We start from the raw sequence: 17719 nt of genomic DNA, 5'->3' as shown, positions 1-17719 counted from the left end.
CTACCACTTACTTACACCTAAAACTAACTATTTGCTAATCACTATAAAGTCGGATCTTCGATTGGTAAAATGTTCATCTTCCGAACATTTTACCCCGTTTTTACAATTATTTTTCAACCGTGTTTCACCATACCCGATTGCACTTTCAATACGCGAAGGGTCAATTCCTTTGGAAATCAGGTACTGCATGGTCGATTTGGCTCTGTTGTCTGACAATTTCAAGTTATAGCTGTCCGACCCTCTGGCATCTGTATGCGATTCGATCTTGATTTTCAAATTCGGGAATTTCTCCATTGCAAACAGGATTTTATTCAATTCTCCTTCTGCCTGTGGTGTAATGTCCCATTTGCTGTAATCAAAATAGATCGGATCTACTTTGATTTTTTCCAGTATACCGTCTTTTTCTACCAGAGAAGAGAAACTGGTCAGACGCACATTGTTGTCTTTTGATTCTCCCGGTTTTTCGGGGGTTGAAACAGACACTGTTTCCGTACTGTACTCTGGTTTACTGTATACAAATTTCAATTGAGAATTGCACGGAAGGTCGACATTGTAGTTTCCTTTATCATCTGATTGAAATTCCGTGATCAGATCGTTGAATACATCGTATACCTGTACTTTTGCATTCGGCACGGGAGTATCGTCTCCTTTTGTCAGCACCAGTCCGCTGTATGCAATAAACTTTTTCAATTCAACCATTTCAAACCAGTAAATATCGTCATCTCCCTTCCCTCCTTTCCTGTCGGAGCTGAAATAACCTGTCCGGTCCTGTAGTTTGATGAAGGCGAAATCATCCATGTTACTATTGATCGGTTTTCCTAAATTTTCAGGAATTGAAAAATTTGTTTTTCCAGCCATTTTCGAACTGAACACGTCCAATCCTCCATACCCGTAGTGTGCATTGGATGAAAAGAACAATGTATCTCCTGAAATACTTGGAAATAGTTCCACTCCGGGGGTGTTGATCATCGGCCCCAGGTTAACGGGCTCTCCCGTGCTCCCATCGTTGTACAATTCAGCAACGTAGATGTCACTTTCTCCGTGTCCTCCCGGCATATCCGAGGCAAAAAACAGTTTTTTCCCGTCCTTGCTCACAAACGGATGAGAGCAGTTGTAGTCTTTACTGTTGAAATCCATTGGAACAATGTCTACCAGTTGATTATTCATCACCCGTCCGCGCATGATCATCACATTGGAAACCCCTCCGTTTTGTGCGTCCAGCTTATCGTTTTTCGTCAAGAAATTACGCGAGAAAAACACAATACTGTTGTCTGGTGTAAATGCCGGCGTGGCATCGTGGTACCCGGAGTTCATATTGGACAGGAATGTTTTAACATTGCTCAATTGCCCTGTCGTAGGATTCCTGGTTGCTGAATACAGATTCAGGTATGGGTATGCTGTCATTTCCGGACTGGCAGTACTCAATTCCCGCGATGAAGAAAAGATGATTTCCTTATCGTAAAGTGTTACACCAAAATCCGCAGACTTCGAGTTAATACTCATATTTACTGCATCTTTGTATTCTGACGTTAAAGAATCCAGCGTACCTTTCTGGTAAACAAGCATTTTTATTCGTTGTGGGTTTCCTGCATAATATGATTTGAGCAGCTCATTTGCCCGGTCATAATCTTCTGCTGTCCGCAATGTACTGATCATCCGGATAAATAATGCTTCATCCATATTGTTTCCTTGCATGGAATAAATCTGGAAATAATATTTACGTGCGTTCGAATAATCTTTTGTATAAAAGTAGCTGTTTGCCAGGTTGATCATTACATCCGTGGAAGGGCTTTCCTTTTTGAGTTTTGAAATATGCTTTTCATAACCGGAAATGGCTTTATCGTAGTTCAGCATCGCATAGTCTTTATCTGCCTCCAGATAAGAACCCTGGGCAAAAACAGCCAACGGTGTCACTATTGTCAGTATGTTTATTATTTTTTTCATAATCCGCATAAAATTTGGTCGCTGTATTAAAAAAAGCGTGGTGAACGAGCCGCCATGTCTTTTTTATACAAGTTGTATTTCAAAATAATATCGTGTGATCCTGAATTATATGTTCTCAAACGGGAAAGATTGATGTCGTATGAATAACCGATAAAGAACGATCGTTTGAACGTATACCCCAGCAACAGAGAAACGGCGTCGTTGTAGCGGTATGCCGCTCCGATTGTAAATTGCTCTTTGATCAATGTGTTCAGAGAAACATCTATCGTAAACGGTGCTCCGCTAACCATTTTCGCCAGTAAGGCCGGTTTTAACTTGACATTTTCTCCCACATTGAATACGTATCCTGCAATTGCATACCAGTGTACGGCATTGTTGATGGAAGCTTCATTCCATTCCCCGTATCGATCCCGCTGGATAAACGTCGGAGAAGAAAATCCGAAGTACCAGTTATCTGCATACAAGTATACGCCTGCTCCAAGTACGGGACGTACACGGTTCCGGATATTGTTCATCATTGCCGCGTCATTGTCTGATTGCCACTGACCTTTTGACCAGTCCACATTCACAATATCCATTCCCCCGTTCAATCCGACTGACAGCTTGATTTTTTCTGAAAGCGGAATACGGGCAGCCAGTGATGCCGTAACGAATGTCTGGTTAGCAGGTCCGATCCGGTCGTTGATAAAATTCAACCCGACTCCGACAATTTTTCCTGCAGTACCATGCACTGCAACGTTCTGTGTACGCGGTGCACCATCCAATCCGACCCATTGTGAACGGTGAATGAACAATGCTTCCAGTACACTTCCTGTTCCTGCATAAGCCGGGTTCACCATCATTGTATTGTACATATACTGGGTGAATTGGACCTGTTGCTGCGCACTTACGTTTATTGAAAGCAATATCAACAGCGGCAACAAAAATCGATGTGTTTTACTATTTTTCATGACTTATCATTGTTAAGTAAGTACTATTATCTGACGATGTATAACCATCCCGAACTTTCATATTGCTCCTCTTCCACTTTTATCAGGTAGAAATAGGTCCCTGCAGGTAACGGTTCCCCTTTCCCGATTGTACCACTGACATTTGCAATGCCATTCCAATCGTTTTTGTAACCATCCGTTGCATACACAATGTTTCCATACCGGTTGTAAATGGTAACTGAATTACTAACGTGTTTCTCGATGCAGTCAATGTAGAAGTAATCATTTACACCATCTCCGTTAGGTGATATTTCATTGTATACTGTAAAGCATCCTGGTTCGACAATCACCTCGGAACCGTTGTTTCCGGTATCATCGTCATCTACTCCGGAGGTAATGGTCGCAACGTTATGGTAATTTCCTGTCGGGTTGACAGTCACTGTAATTGTTAATACGGCTTGCTCATTAGCACCCAGCAAAGGGATGGTCCATTCTCCTGCCAGCAGGTCATACGTTCCGTTTGTAGTCTGGTGGCTGACATACGTAAATCCACTTTGAATGACTTCATCCACAACCACATTGGTGAACTGGTCCTGCCCGTCATTGGTGACAACAATGGTAAAAACAATCTGATCTCCGATAAACGGATTCACGTTATTCACTGTTTTCACGATTGTCACATCGGAACATACTTTTGTTGTGATTGTAAGTTCTTCCTGCATCTGGATTATACAACCATTTACACTTTGATAGCTCACGTTGATTGTTGTAATCGGTGTATTCTGCCATACAACTGTTACCGTATTATCGGATGTACTTCCTCCCGCGATAATGGTACCTCCGGTTACATCCCAGTCATAATTTGTCATTCCGGCAGGAGCTGAATATACAAGTGTATCTGAGAAACACACATCATTCATCTGTCCGCTGATCTGTCCGCTGTATTGATTTTCAATCGTAACCACTACAACCAATGAATCACTGCTTTGACACACACCATTATCAATAACCGCGTAATATGTTGCTCCGTTTTCAAGCAGTGTTGTTGGCGTGAGCACCGTTCCGCTCATAGTGTACCAAACAACATCCGGTTCATTGACCTGAAGATCCGATACAGTGGGAGGAGTTGCAGCACAAAAATGTTGTGTATTGTCCGTTGCCGTAGGAGTCGGAAGGTTTTGTATAAAAATTGTTACGGATAGCCTGCTCTCACTTTCACATGTTGTCCCTTGCTGCGCAGCATAATATGTCATTCCGTCCACTAACGGCGTAGCAGGTGCAATCACATTTCCTCCGGAAGGAGCATCGTACCAGACAACAGTTGCTTCATTCACTTCAATATCTCCCACCGTGTATGCAGGTGTACCTCCCGATGGAGCACAAAATATCTGAACAGTGTCCTGTGTCGTTGGTTCAGCTACCATTTCGAACGTGATATTTACTTCAAACTGTGTTACACTTTCACACGTCGGGCTAACCAGAGCCGCATAGTAGGATGTATTATCCGTTAATAATGTTCCTGCAGGAATACTGTTCCCGTTTTCGTCGTACCAAACAACGGTCGTTTCGTTTAAGTTAATGTCATCAATCGTCGGATTATCAACCGAACAAAAGACCTGATTTGCCTCTCCGGTTGGTGAAGGAAGATCAGAGACTGAAACAGTGATCATTAAGGAATCAGAGCTTTCGCAAAGCATTCCTTGTGTTGTTGCCAGGTAAATGCCATTATCCACCAGTAATGTGGAGGTTGTCAAACTGTTTCCATTGTTATCATACCAGTTAATGTTTGTACCCGTTACAATCAGATCTCCTACTGTTGCATTGTCGGAAAGACAAAAATGCTGTGATAAATCTGTTGTCGCAGGAGGTTGTTCGTCATTTACAACTACAAAGACTTCGAGACGAACTGATGATTCACACAGCGGACCTACGGAGCTTGCATAATAACTGGTCGAATCCTGTAATACATCTGTTGACGTCAGCAAATTACCTCCCGTCGGTGCATCGTACCAATTGATGGTCCCTCCGTTGGTCTGCAAATCTGCGACAGTCGGTTGTTGATTGGCACAAAAGGTTTGCTGTGTTTGTGACGTTGTCGGTGCCAGTTCATCAATAATAACAATGGTTACCGGAATGTAATCTCCGGGTAAACTCCAACATCCCGTGCTTGTATCCTGTACACCTGCGTATACAGTAAACGGAGAGTCCGCAATTGAAAGGCCAGAGATTGAAAGGGAATCATTGTGTAGTGTATAGGTATGATTTCCTTGTTGCTGTCCGGATACAATCGGGGTAGTGGATGTCGGGGTTAAGTACCATTGGAAATCCGTCCCCAGTGTGCTGCTTGCTCCGAGTGTGACACTATCTACCGCACAATATTCCGGTAACACAGGTACACTAATCCCGGAAGGATCAGGTCCCGGAATCACATCGACAGACACAGGAATACGAAGGGATTCATTCGGACATCCAGGAATTGCGGAGGCTAAATAAAAGGTGGTGTCCGAATGAAGTATCCCTGTTGTAAAAGGCGCCCCGGAAGCAGTGATGCCTATCGGAGTCGTTGCATTCATTGTTGTGTACCATCTGATCTCATCGGTCGGATTAATGGCATCGGCAGACAATGTTGCTGCCGTACCTTCACAGATAGATACGTTTGTACTGTTGATTCCAAGTACCGGTGGCTGGGTAATTTTATAGACTTCAAATAAATCGAGTGATTGACTGACCGTTACACCAAGTATTCCGTTTAATTCAGCCACTACCCTATCGACGGGAAGGTTCGGAGTAATGTAAACGGTAACAGGCTGGTTGTTTTGTAACGCAATAACATCTGCCGGAGTGAGCAACGACTGAAGTGTAACATTTGTAACAACGTTCGCACCGTTTTGCGTCCGGATTCGGACCCCCTGACCTAATGTAATCGCCAATAATGCAGGATCAATTCCCAACCGTACAGCGAACACATCTGTAGGTTGTGACAATCCTTCGAAATAGACACGTTGTGTAATGCTGGAGGCAACGCTCACCACTCCCAATGACAAGGTAGAGTGTGAAGCCAGGTTGGCATCAATTACGCGTTCCAGGTTGTGCACTCCGCCACCAAGGTTCAACAATTCCAGTGTAATTCCGGCAGCATCATACGATGTGAATTTAGGTATGTCGCAGTTGGATCCTTGTATCACATAATACGGATCCCATACCTTCATGTGCTTTTTTGCTCCCAAACCAACAAGGCTACCGGTCATATTTGTGATCCGGATGCTCTGATACTGTTGATTTGGTGTAATTGCAAGGTATTGGTGGTTGTTGGCATCAATCACGACTTTTAATCGTTCTCCTGCAAAACTGACCGGGTTGGTAGAACTTCCCGACAGTACTACATTTGATCCGTTTTTAACATCAACTGAAAATTCCTGATTTCCGGTCAATGCGATTCCGACAACACTTGAAAGTAGGTTTCCCAGGGTTCCCCCCATAAGGCTTGAAAGGATATTGTCCTGCGTTTCAATCCGCACGAAGCAGGTTTGATTGGCTGGAACGGGTGCAGGAAACTGCAACTCAATATGAGATGAGTAGCTTCCGATTCCAATGATGATTCCTGTTCCGGCTTCCAGTTCGGAATAAGTAGCCGGGTTGGCATCAATACTGTTGGACGAACTGGTCGCGTGTGATTCCGAAAGTACGGCAGTTGCGTACTGAAGTTGAGTATGTCCTGTAAAGATTCCCGAGAAGAAGATCAACAGATAAAAAATTACCGGATATACCTGGCTGCGGAACCTGTTTAAGTTAAGTATAGAATTTTCCATAACTTAGTGGTATTAGTATTAGAAGTTTAATATTGTAATGTCTCGTAAGTAATAGTTTAGTGTATGCAGGGTATGGGATTGGATCCCGATAGAAGCCGGTTATTAGCTGGCTTTAGTTTCATTCATAGTCATTTCGTATTTAAGGAGGGGAATCCATACAGGAATTCAATTCCCTCCAGGTAAACGTTTCCATTGTTAGCAGTTTGAATTAATTATTATTTCGAAATGAAAATTATCCCCTTTTTCACCGATAAAAAAAATTTTTCAACGCTTTTTCGAGGATTTACCTACAAAACAGGTGTTTACCCCCATAGCTCAATACGTATAAATACGTGTTTTGATTTCGGGCATTTTTTTTATTCTGTTAACTTTTTATATTTGGTTTTAATAATCACAAATGCTATCTAAATTATGGAACCGAATGTAATTACATTGCAACAAGCCCAAACATGGGCTCAAAACTGGAACGTAAACAAGCTTAAATTTTTCGAAACAAGAGACCTGAAAGCGTTTTTGATTTCGGAACAGGTATTGCAGGCTGTTACAGCTCCTCAACAGGTGGTTGATATCAGAACGTACCTGGGGCTGGATGAACAAATGAATCCGCATATGATGATTGTGGGAGTGGATGCAGACGGAAACGACCTGATCGATTATCAAAATGGTTTGTATATCTACAATTTTACCAGACCATGCCCTACTTATTGCCCTAAGTCCGCGCCTTACATAAATGGATGATCCTATTTTCCACGATAAGTTATTGGTGTTATCTGTGTATTCTGCTCATAAACACCGTTCTTTCGTTCATAAAAAGTAACGAGCGCAAAATCGTTTGGCTAAGAATACTTTCGTTCTATTTATTGGGACTATTTATTATACAAATCGCGTCGGATGTGACAGCTTATTTCACATCCGACAATTTGTACTTCTCTCACATTTACTTTTACTTCCAATTTCTTACACTCGGCCTTCTTTATCACAACCTGTTTAAAAAGTACCCGAAACAACAGAAATTTATCCGTATTTATGTACTTTTGACAACAGTCTACTTACTCATTTATTACATCATCAGCCCGGCTATGTGGTTCAAATTCAACCTTACTGAAATAATTATTACCAACTACCTGCTGATCGTATGTTCGCTGATGTACAACTACAATACGTTGTCAAAACGGCGTCTGTTGGGATATTTCAATATCGGCGTTACTTCCTACAGCATTCTGTGTTGCTCATTGTTTCTGTACGGAAATGTCATGGCAAAAGTCGATTTAAGTGCAGCGATCTATGTCTGGACGCTTCATTTTCTTGCAATCATCTTCTTCCAGATAATGATTTTTGTGCAATTAATAAAACTTTTCCCTTTTAGAAAGTAAATTATGATTGAGCAGATTGACAATATCGACATTATCAAATCAGTTGCGTTTACGTTTCTAACGTTCTTCATTGTCCTGGTTACCCTGGTCGTCTTTATCTATCTTTCCAGGAAGAAAATGCTTGCCCAACGGTTAAAGACAAAAGAACTGGAATTACAGATGCAAAAGGACGTTGTCAACATTATCATCAATACACAGGAACAAGAAAGAAGCCGGATCGCACGGGATCTCCATGATGATATCAGTTCAAAGTTAAACGCGGTATCGATGAGTATCCATTTGCTCAAGCGGGATAGCCTGAGCAGCTCCGACCGTACTGAAATTTCTGACAATACCTTATCCGCCTGCCAACTTATCGCGAAAGTTCCAGGAGAATTGCACACAACCTGATGCCTCCTACGTTGGAAAATGTCGGGTTGCACCTGGCGATCGAAGAATTGTGTAAAAATTTCTCTACTACTGAATCGGTTTCTATTTGTTACGACAATCCAAAAGAACAACTTTTGTTTCAGCATTTAAGTATGGAACATCAGATTCATTTGTATCGAATCATTCAGGAACTGATCAACAATTCCATCCGGCATGCAAAAGCATCGGAAATCAAACTCTGGTTTGAGTATGATGATCAGACAGCGTTGTTAACTTATACGGACAACGGTCCGGGAATTACCAATTATCAACTTACCAATAACGGAGGGATCGGACTGCGAAATATTTATTCGAGAGCAGACATTATCCAGGCCACCCCTCATTTTCATACCAACCAGGTAAAAGGGTTTAAATTCACATTAAAATTCAACAGCCTATGAATTCAATCATTCACATTGCGATGATCGATGATGAAGTACTTTTCAGAAAGAGTATGGCATTTCTACTCAATGAAGAAAAGAACATCAACATTATTTTTGACGGGGACAATGGTCAGGATTTATTAAAATTCCTGAAAAAGAGTGAGCGGCATCCCGACATCATACTGATGGATATCCGGATGCCGGTAATGAATGGGATTGATACGTCAAAAATCATATCTGAAAAGTATCCGAAAATTAAAATCATCATTATTTCGTCGTACGATTCCGATCATTTTATCGAACAGATGGTTCAATACGGGGCCTGTGCCTACCTGGTTAAACAATCCGATCCTCAGACTGTGATTCATACAATTAACCAGGTGTACCGGTACGGTGTTTATTTTCCTGCCGATATGCTGAATAATATCATTAATACCAAACGCTTGACCAATAAACATTCCGATCCGGTTCTCAAAGATCTCTCCGAACGTGAAGTTGAAATTCTCAACCTGATTTACCAGCAATTCAACACAAAAGAAATTGCAGAGAAACTCTATATCAGTGAGCGAACGGTTGAAGGTCATCGCAAAAATATGCTCGACAAAACAAAGTCGAAAAATGTGGTTGGCCTCATTTTATATGGAATTAAAAACAATTTGCTGTCCGTTTAGTCATAAAAAACTGTTTTTTTGATGAAAAACACGTATTTCTACGCTATGAATATAAGCGTGAAAGCATTAGCTTTGTCAAAGATATATTGTCAATATTGGTAAGAGATAAATCCTGCCTACTTTATTACAACCAAATGTATTTTTGGATTATGTGTGCAGATTCTTAAGTTGAGTTTGTGATTTTCAAATTAAGAATTTGCACACTTATCTCTGCCGGGCAATGACAGATTCGTTTTTTATTCATTTGCATGCGTTCCCTGCATATTTTTATGTAAGTTTGAATCTCTAATTGGTAGCTTAAAAACTGTATGAGAATTAATGGACACGGGCATATTTTGCCTGAACCGAATGAAATCCCTCAATTTCTGAAAGACCGGAAATTGTTTTCGATCGATGATGACAAAAAATTTATGCGCCAGGGTGACTGGACACGTCCCATTACTGATCCCAGTTTTTTCCTGCGGGAGAAATTGGAATGGATGGAGCGTTACAAAATTGATCATGCAGTGATGCTCAACCTTTCCCAGATTTATTGTAACGGATGGGAGCGACAGGAAACATACGATACCATTCGCTGGCAGAATGATTTCAACGCGAAAATACAACGGGAGCATCCGGATAAATTTACGTGTGGATTTGTTGTGCAACCACTCCACCTGGAAGACGCATTAAAAGAAATTGAACGCAGTGTCGAGGAGTTGAACCTCTCTGTTTTGTGCCTGCCAACTCATTTCCTAAATGCAGAAGGCGAATGGCTGACGGTGATGGACGAATCGGTTTTCCCGATTTTTGAGCTGGCGAATCACTATAAATTGGCCATCGAAATCCACCCGTACGACGGAGAAAAAATGGTCAAACTAAAAGATGAATACTGGCGTTTTCACCTGGTTTGGATGATGGCACAAACGGCTGATGCACTCCACTTTTTCTCGCTCAAAGATTTTGTTTCCCGTTTTCCGGATATCCGTACGTGTTTTGCTCACGGTTGTATGCTCGGACAGGCCAATTACGGACGACGACTGCAGGGCTATGACGGTCGACCGGATTTGTTCCAGGGAGCAAAAGACCCCAGAAATACACTCGGACATCCAAATGTATTTTTTGACACGCTGGTACACGACTCTTACACCCTGCAATTATTAAAAATCAGGGTTGGTGCCACACAAATCGTTGCCGGGCTGGATGACCCCTACCCACTTGGAGAGATGGAGGGAGTTGCACGCTCCTACCCGGGACGTGTAATCGACTTTGCTGTAGAAGCAGGTATCCTCACGGAAAAAGAATCAAAAGAAATCTGGTATGACAACGTTTTGAGGTGGCTGGGGAAATCCGGAATTGAGCCGGCAAAATAAAATGGTTCATCAACTTAGGAGTCGGATGTATAACATTCATTTTTCTTTCTTCTGTAATCGAAAGAATATTTGTAATTTTGTATAAATTCAAAAATAAACAATATGTATCCACCAGAGTTAGTACAACCAATGAAAGAAGATTTGACTTCTGTTGGTTTCAAACAATTGACAACAGCAGGGGAAGTTGACCAGATCATTAAAGATACAAAGGGAAGTTTGTTACTTGTGGTTAATTCAGTTTGTGGATGTGCGGCAGGAAATATGCGTCCGGGAGTGAAATTATCTCTCAACAACGATACATTACCTACAGGATTAGCGACTGTTTTTGCCGGAGTAGACGGAGAAGCGACTGCTCAGGCAAGAAAGTATTTTCTTCCGTATCCTCCATCTTCACCTTCCATTGCCTTATTCCAGGATGGAAAATTGGTTCACTTTTTAGAACGTCACCACATTGAAGGTGCGTCTGCTGTGATGATTGCTGAAAACTTAGTTGAAGCATACAATCAATACTGTCAATAAAAAAATTTACTACGACCAAATAATGGTTACAAGAAAGCCCGGATCAACCGGGCTTTTTTCTTATCTTTCTATTGTTGGATTAATCTTCTTCTTCCATTTGTGCCAGCTCTTCATCATCATTCACTTGCTTCAGGCGCTCGGCATAATCTTTTGGCAGGAAATCAAAAAAGGTATCTCCTCTCAACCCGAGGCGCAGGCATTCCAGCGGAATGATGTCATTCGGCGCAATATTTCCCAGATTTACTTCGGCCCCGAACAATTTGATGAACCACACCTGTTGATTTTTGATCGGTGCTTCCCACAGAATGTCTTCCGGTTTTACTTTTGAAATAATCTTATTGATCAGGAATGTATGAGCTGTCCCGTTCGGACGGAAAACACCAACGTTTCCTGCTTCACGGCCTTCAGCGATTACCTTCCAGGATCCCGCACTCAATTCTTTGCTCATCATTTTGATCCAGCGCGCAGGTGAAATCAGGATTCCGGAATCTTTTGACCCGACTTCCGAAAGGACTGTCCGTTCCTTGGAAAGGCGATGTATCAATTCACATTTCTCATCGTGATTGATGATGATGGATCCATCCGAAATTTCCAATAAATCCATATTGTACTTATCCAATAACTTCAGAAAATCATCAAATTTTCCCCTCGCATAAAACACTTCAAACAATGTACCTCCAAAGTAAGGACGAATGTTTGCTTCTCTATACAATGCCAATTTTTTTTCCAGATCTTTTGTTACATAAGCAGTTCCAAATCCAAATTTCACTAAATCTGTCAAATGTGCATTTGCCTGTATAAAAGCTTCTGTTTCGATAAGGCTTAATCCCTTATCCATCATCATTGTTACTCCTTTGTTTCTTGGCTTTTCCGAACGTTCCGGAATAAATGGTAATTCAAAATTCATTCTTCTAACTACTTTATTGTTCTGTCAAGTGGATAAATTCACTCACTTGTCGTAAATCGCTATTGATTTCAAATATTTCTTTTGCGTATTCCAGGTTTTTCTCAACACACAATCTGAACAAGCTCACGGCTTCTTCTTTCCTCCCCAGCCTCCACAATTGATTAACAATCAACAAATCAATGGAATCGTTTGCCCCATATTCTGCCTGAAAATTCTGAAGAAAACTTAAAATTTCAGTATCCGGTTCAACTTTTGAAAGCAACTGTACAAATCCGCGCAGGCAGTCTTCATCTGTACTGTCGAGTTTCAATGATTTATCGAAGTAATACGCAGCTTCCTCAATTTGCTCCACCTTTTCATACGCACCTGCCAGTACATGAAAAATACCAGAATTATCCGGATCCAGTTCAGATGCTTTTGTGATCAGGGTGATTCCCTCCCGGGTATTTCCTTTCAGGTCTTCTACAATTCCCAATCCCAGCCAGGCATCCGGTAGCAGTGGTGCCAGATCAAGGCTCCTGCGGTAATAAAATTCTGCCGAATCCAGGTCTCCCAGCTGCTCAAAGCATTCTCCCATGTAACAAAATGCCATCGGGTCTTCCCCATCCAGGTCCATGCATTTCTGGAACGCATCGATTGCCTGTTGAAAGTCATCCTGTCCCATATAAGCATTTCCCAGGTTGAAGTATACCGGTCCGAAATCTTCATTGATCACAATACAATAACCGTATGCATCAATGGCTTTTTCATAATCTTCTAATTTGGAATAGGCATTTCCCAGGTTATACCATGCGGTAAACGAGTACGGATTTTCATCGATGAAATCGGAATAACACTTGATTGCCTGCTCGAAATTTCCCAACTGATCATAACAGTATGCAATTTCATAGATCGCTCCTTCATTTGAAGGATTGATTTTGATGGCTTCTTCCAATACTTTCAGCGCACCGTTAAAATCGCGAAGCGCCTGGTATTCCATCGCCAGGTCCAGGTAGATTTCATCCCTGTCTTCTTCTCCTTCAACCAGGCGTAATGCCTCGTTAAAATATTTAATGGCTTGTTTATGGTCGCGCAACTGGCTGAAAATAGATGCTTTTGTCAACATCAGTTCAGCCGACCCGAATTCCATTTTTTCAACCGCATTCAATAAATTCAATGCTTCTTTCAATTGCCCGATCGCCGACATGGCTTGTGCCTTTCGAATGGTAAAAACGGAATAATATGGAAATTGGTCTCTGGCATAATCAGCTGCCTGATTTGCTTTTGAATATTGACTGTTCATTAAATAGTGATCAATCAGGAACTCCAGCCTGTCACTATCTACAAACCCCATTGCCCCCCCTTTCAGATAATTCTCAAAATTGGCAATGTCTTCATTTAGGTTTGCGTCAAAAAAATCGTCTTCCTCACTGTCAAACATATTGTTCTATATGATGTATAAATATACGAAAAAAATATGCAACCCTTTGTTATTCGATTTCGTTTTTTCAACAAGAAATAAACAAGTTGAACGGAAACAAAAAAGTTTAACCACATAGTCGTCTCAACAGCACTTTCTCTATCTCCTCTGACTATGTGGTTAAACCGTATCAATTAGTATTACTTCCCTTGTCGCTTGCGGTCTGTCTCTTTTAATAAGATTTTACGCATACGCAGGCTTTGCGGCGTTACTTCAACGTACTCATCTCCCTGAATGTATTCCAGACATTCTTCCAGTGAAAACACTTTCGGCGGAGCAATTTTTACTTTGTCGTCTGCTCCGGATGAACGCATGTTTGTCAATTTTTTTGTTTTTGTAACATTGACAACCAGGTCGTTGGATCGTGTGTGTTCACCGATTACCTGCCCTTCATAAATGTCATCATTCGGGTGAACGAAGAAAATCCCGCGTTCCTGCAGATTCGATAATGAGAACGGAATCGCGCTACCTTGCTCCATAGAAATCAATGATCCGTTCATACGTCCCGGAATTTCTCCTTTGTATGGCTGGTATTCCAGGAAACGGTGTGTCATGATTGCTTCTCCAGCTGTTGCCGTCAACAGGTAATTTCTCAATCCGATGATTCCGCGGGAAGGAATTTCAAACTGGATGATCATACGATCTCCTTTCGGTTCCATGTTCTTCATCTCCCCTTTTCTCTTGGAAACAGCTTCTACGGCTGTCCCGGAGTTTACTTCCGGAATATCAATCGTCAACTCTTCTACCGGCTCGCATTTTACACCATCTATTTCTTTGATGATTACCTGTGGCTGCCCCACCTGTAGTTCATATCCTTCACGACGCATTGTCTCAATCAATACAGACAAGTGCATGACACCGCGTCCGAAAACAACCCACTTATCCGCTTTGTCAGTTTTACCGACACGCATTGCCAGGTTTTTCTCCAATTCTTTGTCCAAACGCTCAGAAATATGACGAGATGTTACAAACTTCCCTTCTTTTCCGAAGAATGGTGAATCGTTAATCGAGAACAACATGCTCATTGTCGGCTCATCAATAGAGATTGTCGGCAACGGTTGCGGATTTTCCGCATCGCAGATACAATCCCCGATTTCAAATCCTTCAATTCCTGTTACCGCACAAATATCTCCTGCCTGAACGCTTTCTACTTTCACGCGGTTCAATCCTTCAAACACGAACAATTCTTTTACTCGGTGTTTTTCCTGGGAACCGTCGCGTTTTGACAATACAATGCTCTGGTTTGTTTTCAACTCACCTCTGTTCAAGCGTCCGATGGCAATACGTCCCACGAACGTTGAATAATCCAATGAAGTAATCAACAACTGTGTATTTCCTTCTTCAATTTTCTTTGGTGGAAAATACTCCAGGATTTTATCCAGCAACGGTGTAATGGACGTAGTCGGCTGTTTCCAGTCTTCGGACATCCATCCGTTTTTAGCGGAACCGTAAACTGTAGGAAAATTCAACTGTTCTTCGTCCGCATCCAGTTCAAACATCAGATCGAATACCTTTTCATGCACTTCTTCCGGAGTACAGTTTTCTTTATCCACTTTATTTACAACCACCAAGGGTTTAATTCCCATTGACAATGCTTTCCCCAATACGAAACGCGTTTGCGGCATCGGACCTTCGAAAGCATCCACCAGCAAACACACCCCATCGGCCATGTTTAATACACGCTCTACCTCTCCACCGAAGTCGGCGTGTCCGGGAGTGTCAATAATGTTGATTTTTGTCCCTTTATAAGAAACAGAAACGTTTTTAGATACGATTGTGATTCCACGCTCACGCTCCAGGTCGTTGTTATCCATGATTAATTCACCGGTCGGACGTTCTCTTTCGTCGATGACGTTACCGGCTTCAATCATTTTGTCCACCAATGTTGTTTTTCCGTGGTCAACGTGAGCAATAATTGCAATGTTTCTAATCTCCATAAAATTTATTCAGTTGTGTATGTTTTAGTATGAATTTCTTCTTCTGCGTCCGCCGCTGTTACCGGAACTTCTGTCAGAATCACTTTTTCCTTTGAATCCTCCTCTGTCAGATCCTTTGTCACGCCCTCTGAATCCTCCTCTGTCGGAGTCTCTTCTTCCACCGCGATCACCATCTCTGCGTCCACCGCCAAATCCGCCGGAACGTTTGTTTCCACCGTCAAAACGACCTCCACCACTTCTTCCACGGGAGCTTCCCTCACTTTTATTTTTTGTAATCTCAACCGATACTTTATGACCTTCGTATTCTGTACCATTGACATTACTCAAAATTTTGTCTGCTAATTCATCATCTGCTTCAAAGAAAGAAAACGATGCAAGGATATCGATCTTACCGATATTTTCAGAACGCAAACCTGTTGAATCACAGATCACACGCAATAAACCACCCGGATTCAATCCATCTCGCTTACCAAGACTTACAAAGAAACGTGTCTTACCTTCATCTCTTCTTGATCCACGGTCTCTGTTACGGCTTCCGCGATCTTCATTGAAATCATCCCGATCTCCACGATCTCTAGAAGTGCTTGCATTCAAATCACCTGCACGCTCGTAATAATCGATAAAGCGGTTAAACTCTGCAGAAATAAACTTCTTCACCACTTCTTCTTTTGACAATCCGTCAAATTCACGCATGATGATCGGAAGGAATTCTTCAATCTCGTCTTCTTTTACTTCCGTAGAGATGACTTTATCTGCTAATTTCAGCAATTGGATTTCACAGATTTCTTTTGCATTCGGAACAGTTCCTACTGTAAAAGTTGTACGAATTGTACGTTCAATCTGTCTGATTTTCCCTAATTCTCGTGTGTTAATCAACACCAATGATTCACCTTTCTTTCCTGCTCGCGCAGTTCTTCCTGAACGATGCGTGTAGTTTTCAATATCGTCCGGCAAGTTGTAATTGATCACGTGCGTTACATCACTCACATCAATTCCACGTGCTGCCACGTCTGTTGCCACCAAAATCTGCAATGATTTTTCACGGAAACGCTTCATTACTGAATCACGTTGTGCCTGGGACAAGTCACCATGCAACGGAGCTGCATTGTACCCATCTTTTTCCAGCATTTCAGCAACTTGTGCTGTTTCTCTGCGCGTACGGCAGAAAATCAATCCGTAAATGCTCGGGTTAAAGTCAATCAAACGTTTTGTTGCCGCATATCTGTCTTTTTCTTTCACCATGAAATAGATATGCTCGATGTTTTCGTTCGTTTGGTTTTTATGTCCAATACTAACTTCCAATGGGTTTGTCATGTAGTTTTTCGCAATTTCCGCCACTTCTTTGGGCATTGTTGCAGAAAACAACCATACATTTTTCCAATCCGGAGTTTGTTCAAGAATGGTATCAATATCTTCTTTGAATCCCATGTTGAGCATTTCGTCTGCTTCATCCAGCACGACCCACTCAACTTCTTCTAAACGAAGTGCTTTTCTGTTTGCCAAGTCCACCAAACGTCCCGGAGTTGCAACAACAATTGTTGCCCCGTTTTTAATATCAGTCATCTGGCGACGGATATCCGTACCTCCATATACTGCTACAACGTTAATTTTAAGGTGTTTGGAAAAGTTTTGCAAATCTTTGGTGATTTGCAGGCATAGTTCCCGTGTCGGGCAGATTACTAATCCTTGAGGAATTTTACGTCCTTCCTCTACTTTACTTACTAATGGAAGACCAAACGCTGCGGTCTTTCCTGTCCCTGTTTGAGCTAAACCGACGAAATCACTTTCTTCTTTGAGTAAGTGAGGAATCGCTTCGGTTTGTATCGGAGTGGGTGTTTCAAACCCCATTTCAGTCAACGACTTCAACACCCCACTCTTCAGCCCGAGTTCTTCAAATGTCATCTAATTAATTATAAAATTGGGTGCAAAGGTACGTAGATTTTCTTGTTATGCAACATTTTATTTTTGTTAAGAAAAAATAATGGAAATTATTAACAACAAAATAGCGTTTCCATTTTTTGAAAACGC

14 protein-coding genes are annotated in these 17719 nt (G+C 41.8%); 7 read left to right on the top strand and 7 right to left on the bottom strand.

Features of this window, described 5'->3' with window-relative positions:
• Positions 1-27: 27 nt before the first annotated feature.
• From H9Y05_RS11025 to H9Y05_RS11015, 3 genes are read right to left on the bottom strand one after another with little or no spacing between them, the layout of a single operon-like run.
• Positions 28-1944, bottom strand: a complete 1917-nt coding sequence (locus tag H9Y05_RS11025) for an OmpA family protein (RefSeq protein ID WP_216714316.1) — start codon at positions 1942-1944, stop codon at positions 28-30.
• A 26-nt stretch (positions 1945-1970) separates the two neighbouring features.
• Positions 1971-2894, bottom strand: a complete 924-nt coding sequence (locus H9Y05_RS11020) for a PorP/SprF family type IX secretion system membrane protein (RefSeq protein WP_216714315.1) — start codon at positions 2892-2894, stop codon at positions 1971-1973.
• A gap of 26 nt (positions 2895-2920) precedes the next feature.
• A complete protein-coding gene (locus H9Y05_RS11015; RefSeq protein WP_216714314.1) occupies positions 2921-6682 on the bottom strand; it encodes an Ig-like domain-containing protein in 3762 nt (1253 codons plus the stop codon).
• A gap of 411 nt (positions 6683-7093) precedes the next feature.
• Here H9Y05_RS11015 and H9Y05_RS11010 point away from each other — a divergent pair, with 411 nt between their 5' ends.
• The 7 genes from H9Y05_RS11010 to H9Y05_RS10980 all read left to right on the top strand — a co-directional run bounded on the left by H9Y05_RS11010 (position 7094) and on the right by H9Y05_RS10980 (position 11388).
• On the top strand, positions 7094-7420 hold the full coding sequence (locus H9Y05_RS11010; RefSeq protein WP_163491099.1) for a hypothetical protein: 327 nt from the start codon (positions 7094-7096) through the stop codon (positions 7418-7420).
• 155 nt (positions 7421-7575) lie between these two features.
• Positions 7576-8055, top strand: coding sequence for a hypothetical protein (locus H9Y05_RS11005; RefSeq protein ID WP_163491098.1), 480 nt, complete (start codon positions 7576-7578; stop codon positions 8053-8055).
• A 3-nt stretch (positions 8056-8058) separates the two neighbouring features.
• Entirely contained in the window at positions 8059-8445 is a 387-nt protein-coding gene (locus tag H9Y05_RS11000) for a histidine kinase (RefSeq protein ID WP_216714313.1), read from the top strand.
• Positions 8445-8864 (top strand): sensor histidine kinase, encoded by a 420-nt coding sequence (locus H9Y05_RS10995; protein WP_216714312.1) that lies wholly within the window; start codon positions 8445-8447, stop codon positions 8862-8864. Before H9Y05_RS11000 ends, H9Y05_RS10995 begins: the two co-directional genes overlap by 1 nt.
• Positions 8861-9517 carry a response regulator transcription factor gene (locus tag H9Y05_RS10990; RefSeq protein WP_163491096.1) on the top strand — a complete coding sequence of 219 codons (657 nt, stop codon included), beginning with the start codon at positions 8861-8863 and terminating at the stop codon, positions 9515-9517. The genes H9Y05_RS10995 and H9Y05_RS10990 overlap by 4 nt, the downstream gene beginning before the upstream one ends.
• A gap of 308 nt (positions 9518-9825) precedes the next feature.
• Positions 9826-10869, top strand: coding sequence for an amidohydrolase family protein (locus H9Y05_RS10985; RefSeq protein WP_163491095.1), 1044 nt, complete (start codon positions 9826-9828; stop codon positions 10867-10869).
• A gap of 102 nt (positions 10870-10971) precedes the next feature.
• Positions 10972-11388, top strand: a complete 417-nt coding sequence (locus H9Y05_RS10980) for a BrxA/BrxB family bacilliredoxin (protein ID WP_163491094.1) — start codon at positions 10972-10974, stop codon at positions 11386-11388.
• 79 nt (positions 11389-11467) lie between these two features.
• Here H9Y05_RS10980 and H9Y05_RS10975 read toward each other — a convergent pair whose 3' ends face one another.
• The 4 genes from H9Y05_RS10975 to H9Y05_RS10960 form a co-directional block, all read right to left on the bottom strand.
• Positions 11468-12295: a phosphosulfolactate synthase gene (locus tag H9Y05_RS10975; protein ID WP_163491093.1), complete on the bottom strand. Its 828-nt coding sequence runs from the start codon at positions 12293-12295 to the stop codon at positions 11468-11470.
• 13 nt (positions 12296-12308) lie between these two features.
• Positions 12309-13715, bottom strand: a complete 1407-nt coding sequence (locus tag H9Y05_RS10970) for a tetratricopeptide repeat protein (protein ID WP_163491092.1) — start codon at positions 13713-13715, stop codon at positions 12309-12311.
• A gap of 179 nt (positions 13716-13894) precedes the next feature.
• Positions 13895-15691 (bottom strand): translational GTPase TypA, encoded by a 1797-nt coding sequence (gene typA / locus H9Y05_RS10965; protein WP_216714311.1) that lies wholly within the window; start codon positions 15689-15691, stop codon positions 13895-13897.
• Between the two features lie 24 nt (positions 15692-15715).
• Complete coding sequence (locus tag H9Y05_RS10960; RefSeq protein WP_216714310.1) at positions 15716-17593, bottom strand: DEAD/DEAH box helicase; 1878 nt, start codon at positions 17591-17593, stop codon at positions 15716-15718.
• Positions 17594-17719 lie beyond the last annotated feature (126 nt).

It is taken from the genome of Taishania pollutisoli (assembly GCF_014518315.1).
In the GTDB taxonomy this organism is placed as follows: domain Bacteria; phylum Bacteroidota; class Bacteroidia; order Flavobacteriales_D; family Crocinitomicaceae; genus Taishania; species Taishania pollutisoli.
This window is presented reverse-complemented; position numbering and strand designations above follow the sequence as displayed.

What these genes read in the sequence shown, in the direction of transcription:
- H9Y05_RS11025 (WP_216714316.1), bottom strand. Translation starts at nt 1,944, where the DNA reads ATGAAAAAAATAATAAACATACTGACAATAGTGACACCGTTGGCTGTT.
- H9Y05_RS11020 (WP_216714315.1), bottom strand. Translation starts at nt 2,894, where the DNA reads ATGAAAAATAGTAAAACACATCGATTTTTGTTGCCGCTGTTGATATTG.
- H9Y05_RS11015 (WP_216714314.1), bottom strand. Translation starts at nt 6,682, where the DNA reads ATGGAAAATTCTATACTTAACTTAAACAGGTTCCGCAGCCAGGTATAT.
- H9Y05_RS11010 (WP_163491099.1), top strand. Translation starts at nt 7,094, where the DNA reads ATGGAACCGAATGTAATTACATTGCAACAAGCCCAAACATGGGCTCAA.
- H9Y05_RS11000 (WP_216714313.1), top strand. Translation starts at nt 8,059, where the DNA reads ATGATTGAGCAGATTGACAATATCGACATTATCAAATCAGTTGCGTTT.
- H9Y05_RS10995 (WP_216714312.1), top strand. Translation starts at nt 8,445, where the DNA reads ATGCCTCCTACGTTGGAAAATGTCGGGTTGCACCTGGCGATCGAAGAA.
- H9Y05_RS10990 (WP_163491096.1), top strand. Translation starts at nt 8,861, where the DNA reads ATGAATTCAATCATTCACATTGCGATGATCGATGATGAAGTACTTTTC.
- H9Y05_RS10985 (WP_163491095.1), top strand. Translation starts at nt 9,826, where the DNA reads ATGAGAATTAATGGACACGGGCATATTTTGCCTGAACCGAATGAAATC.
- H9Y05_RS10980 (WP_163491094.1), top strand. Translation starts at nt 10,972, where the DNA reads ATGTATCCACCAGAGTTAGTACAACCAATGAAAGAAGATTTGACTTCT.
- H9Y05_RS10975 (WP_163491093.1), bottom strand. Translation starts at nt 12,295, where the DNA reads ATGAATTTTGAATTACCATTTATTCCGGAACGTTCGGAAAAGCCAAGA.
- H9Y05_RS10970 (WP_163491092.1), bottom strand. Translation starts at nt 13,715, where the DNA reads ATGTTTGACAGTGAGGAAGACGATTTTTTTGACGCAAACCTAAATGAA.
- typA (WP_216714311.1), bottom strand. Translation starts at nt 15,691, where the DNA reads ATGGAGATTAGAAACATTGCAATTATTGCTCACGTTGACCACGGAAAA.
- H9Y05_RS10960 (WP_216714310.1), bottom strand. Translation starts at nt 17,593, where the DNA reads ATGACATTTGAAGAACTCGGGCTGAAGAGTGGGGTGTTGAAGTCGTTG.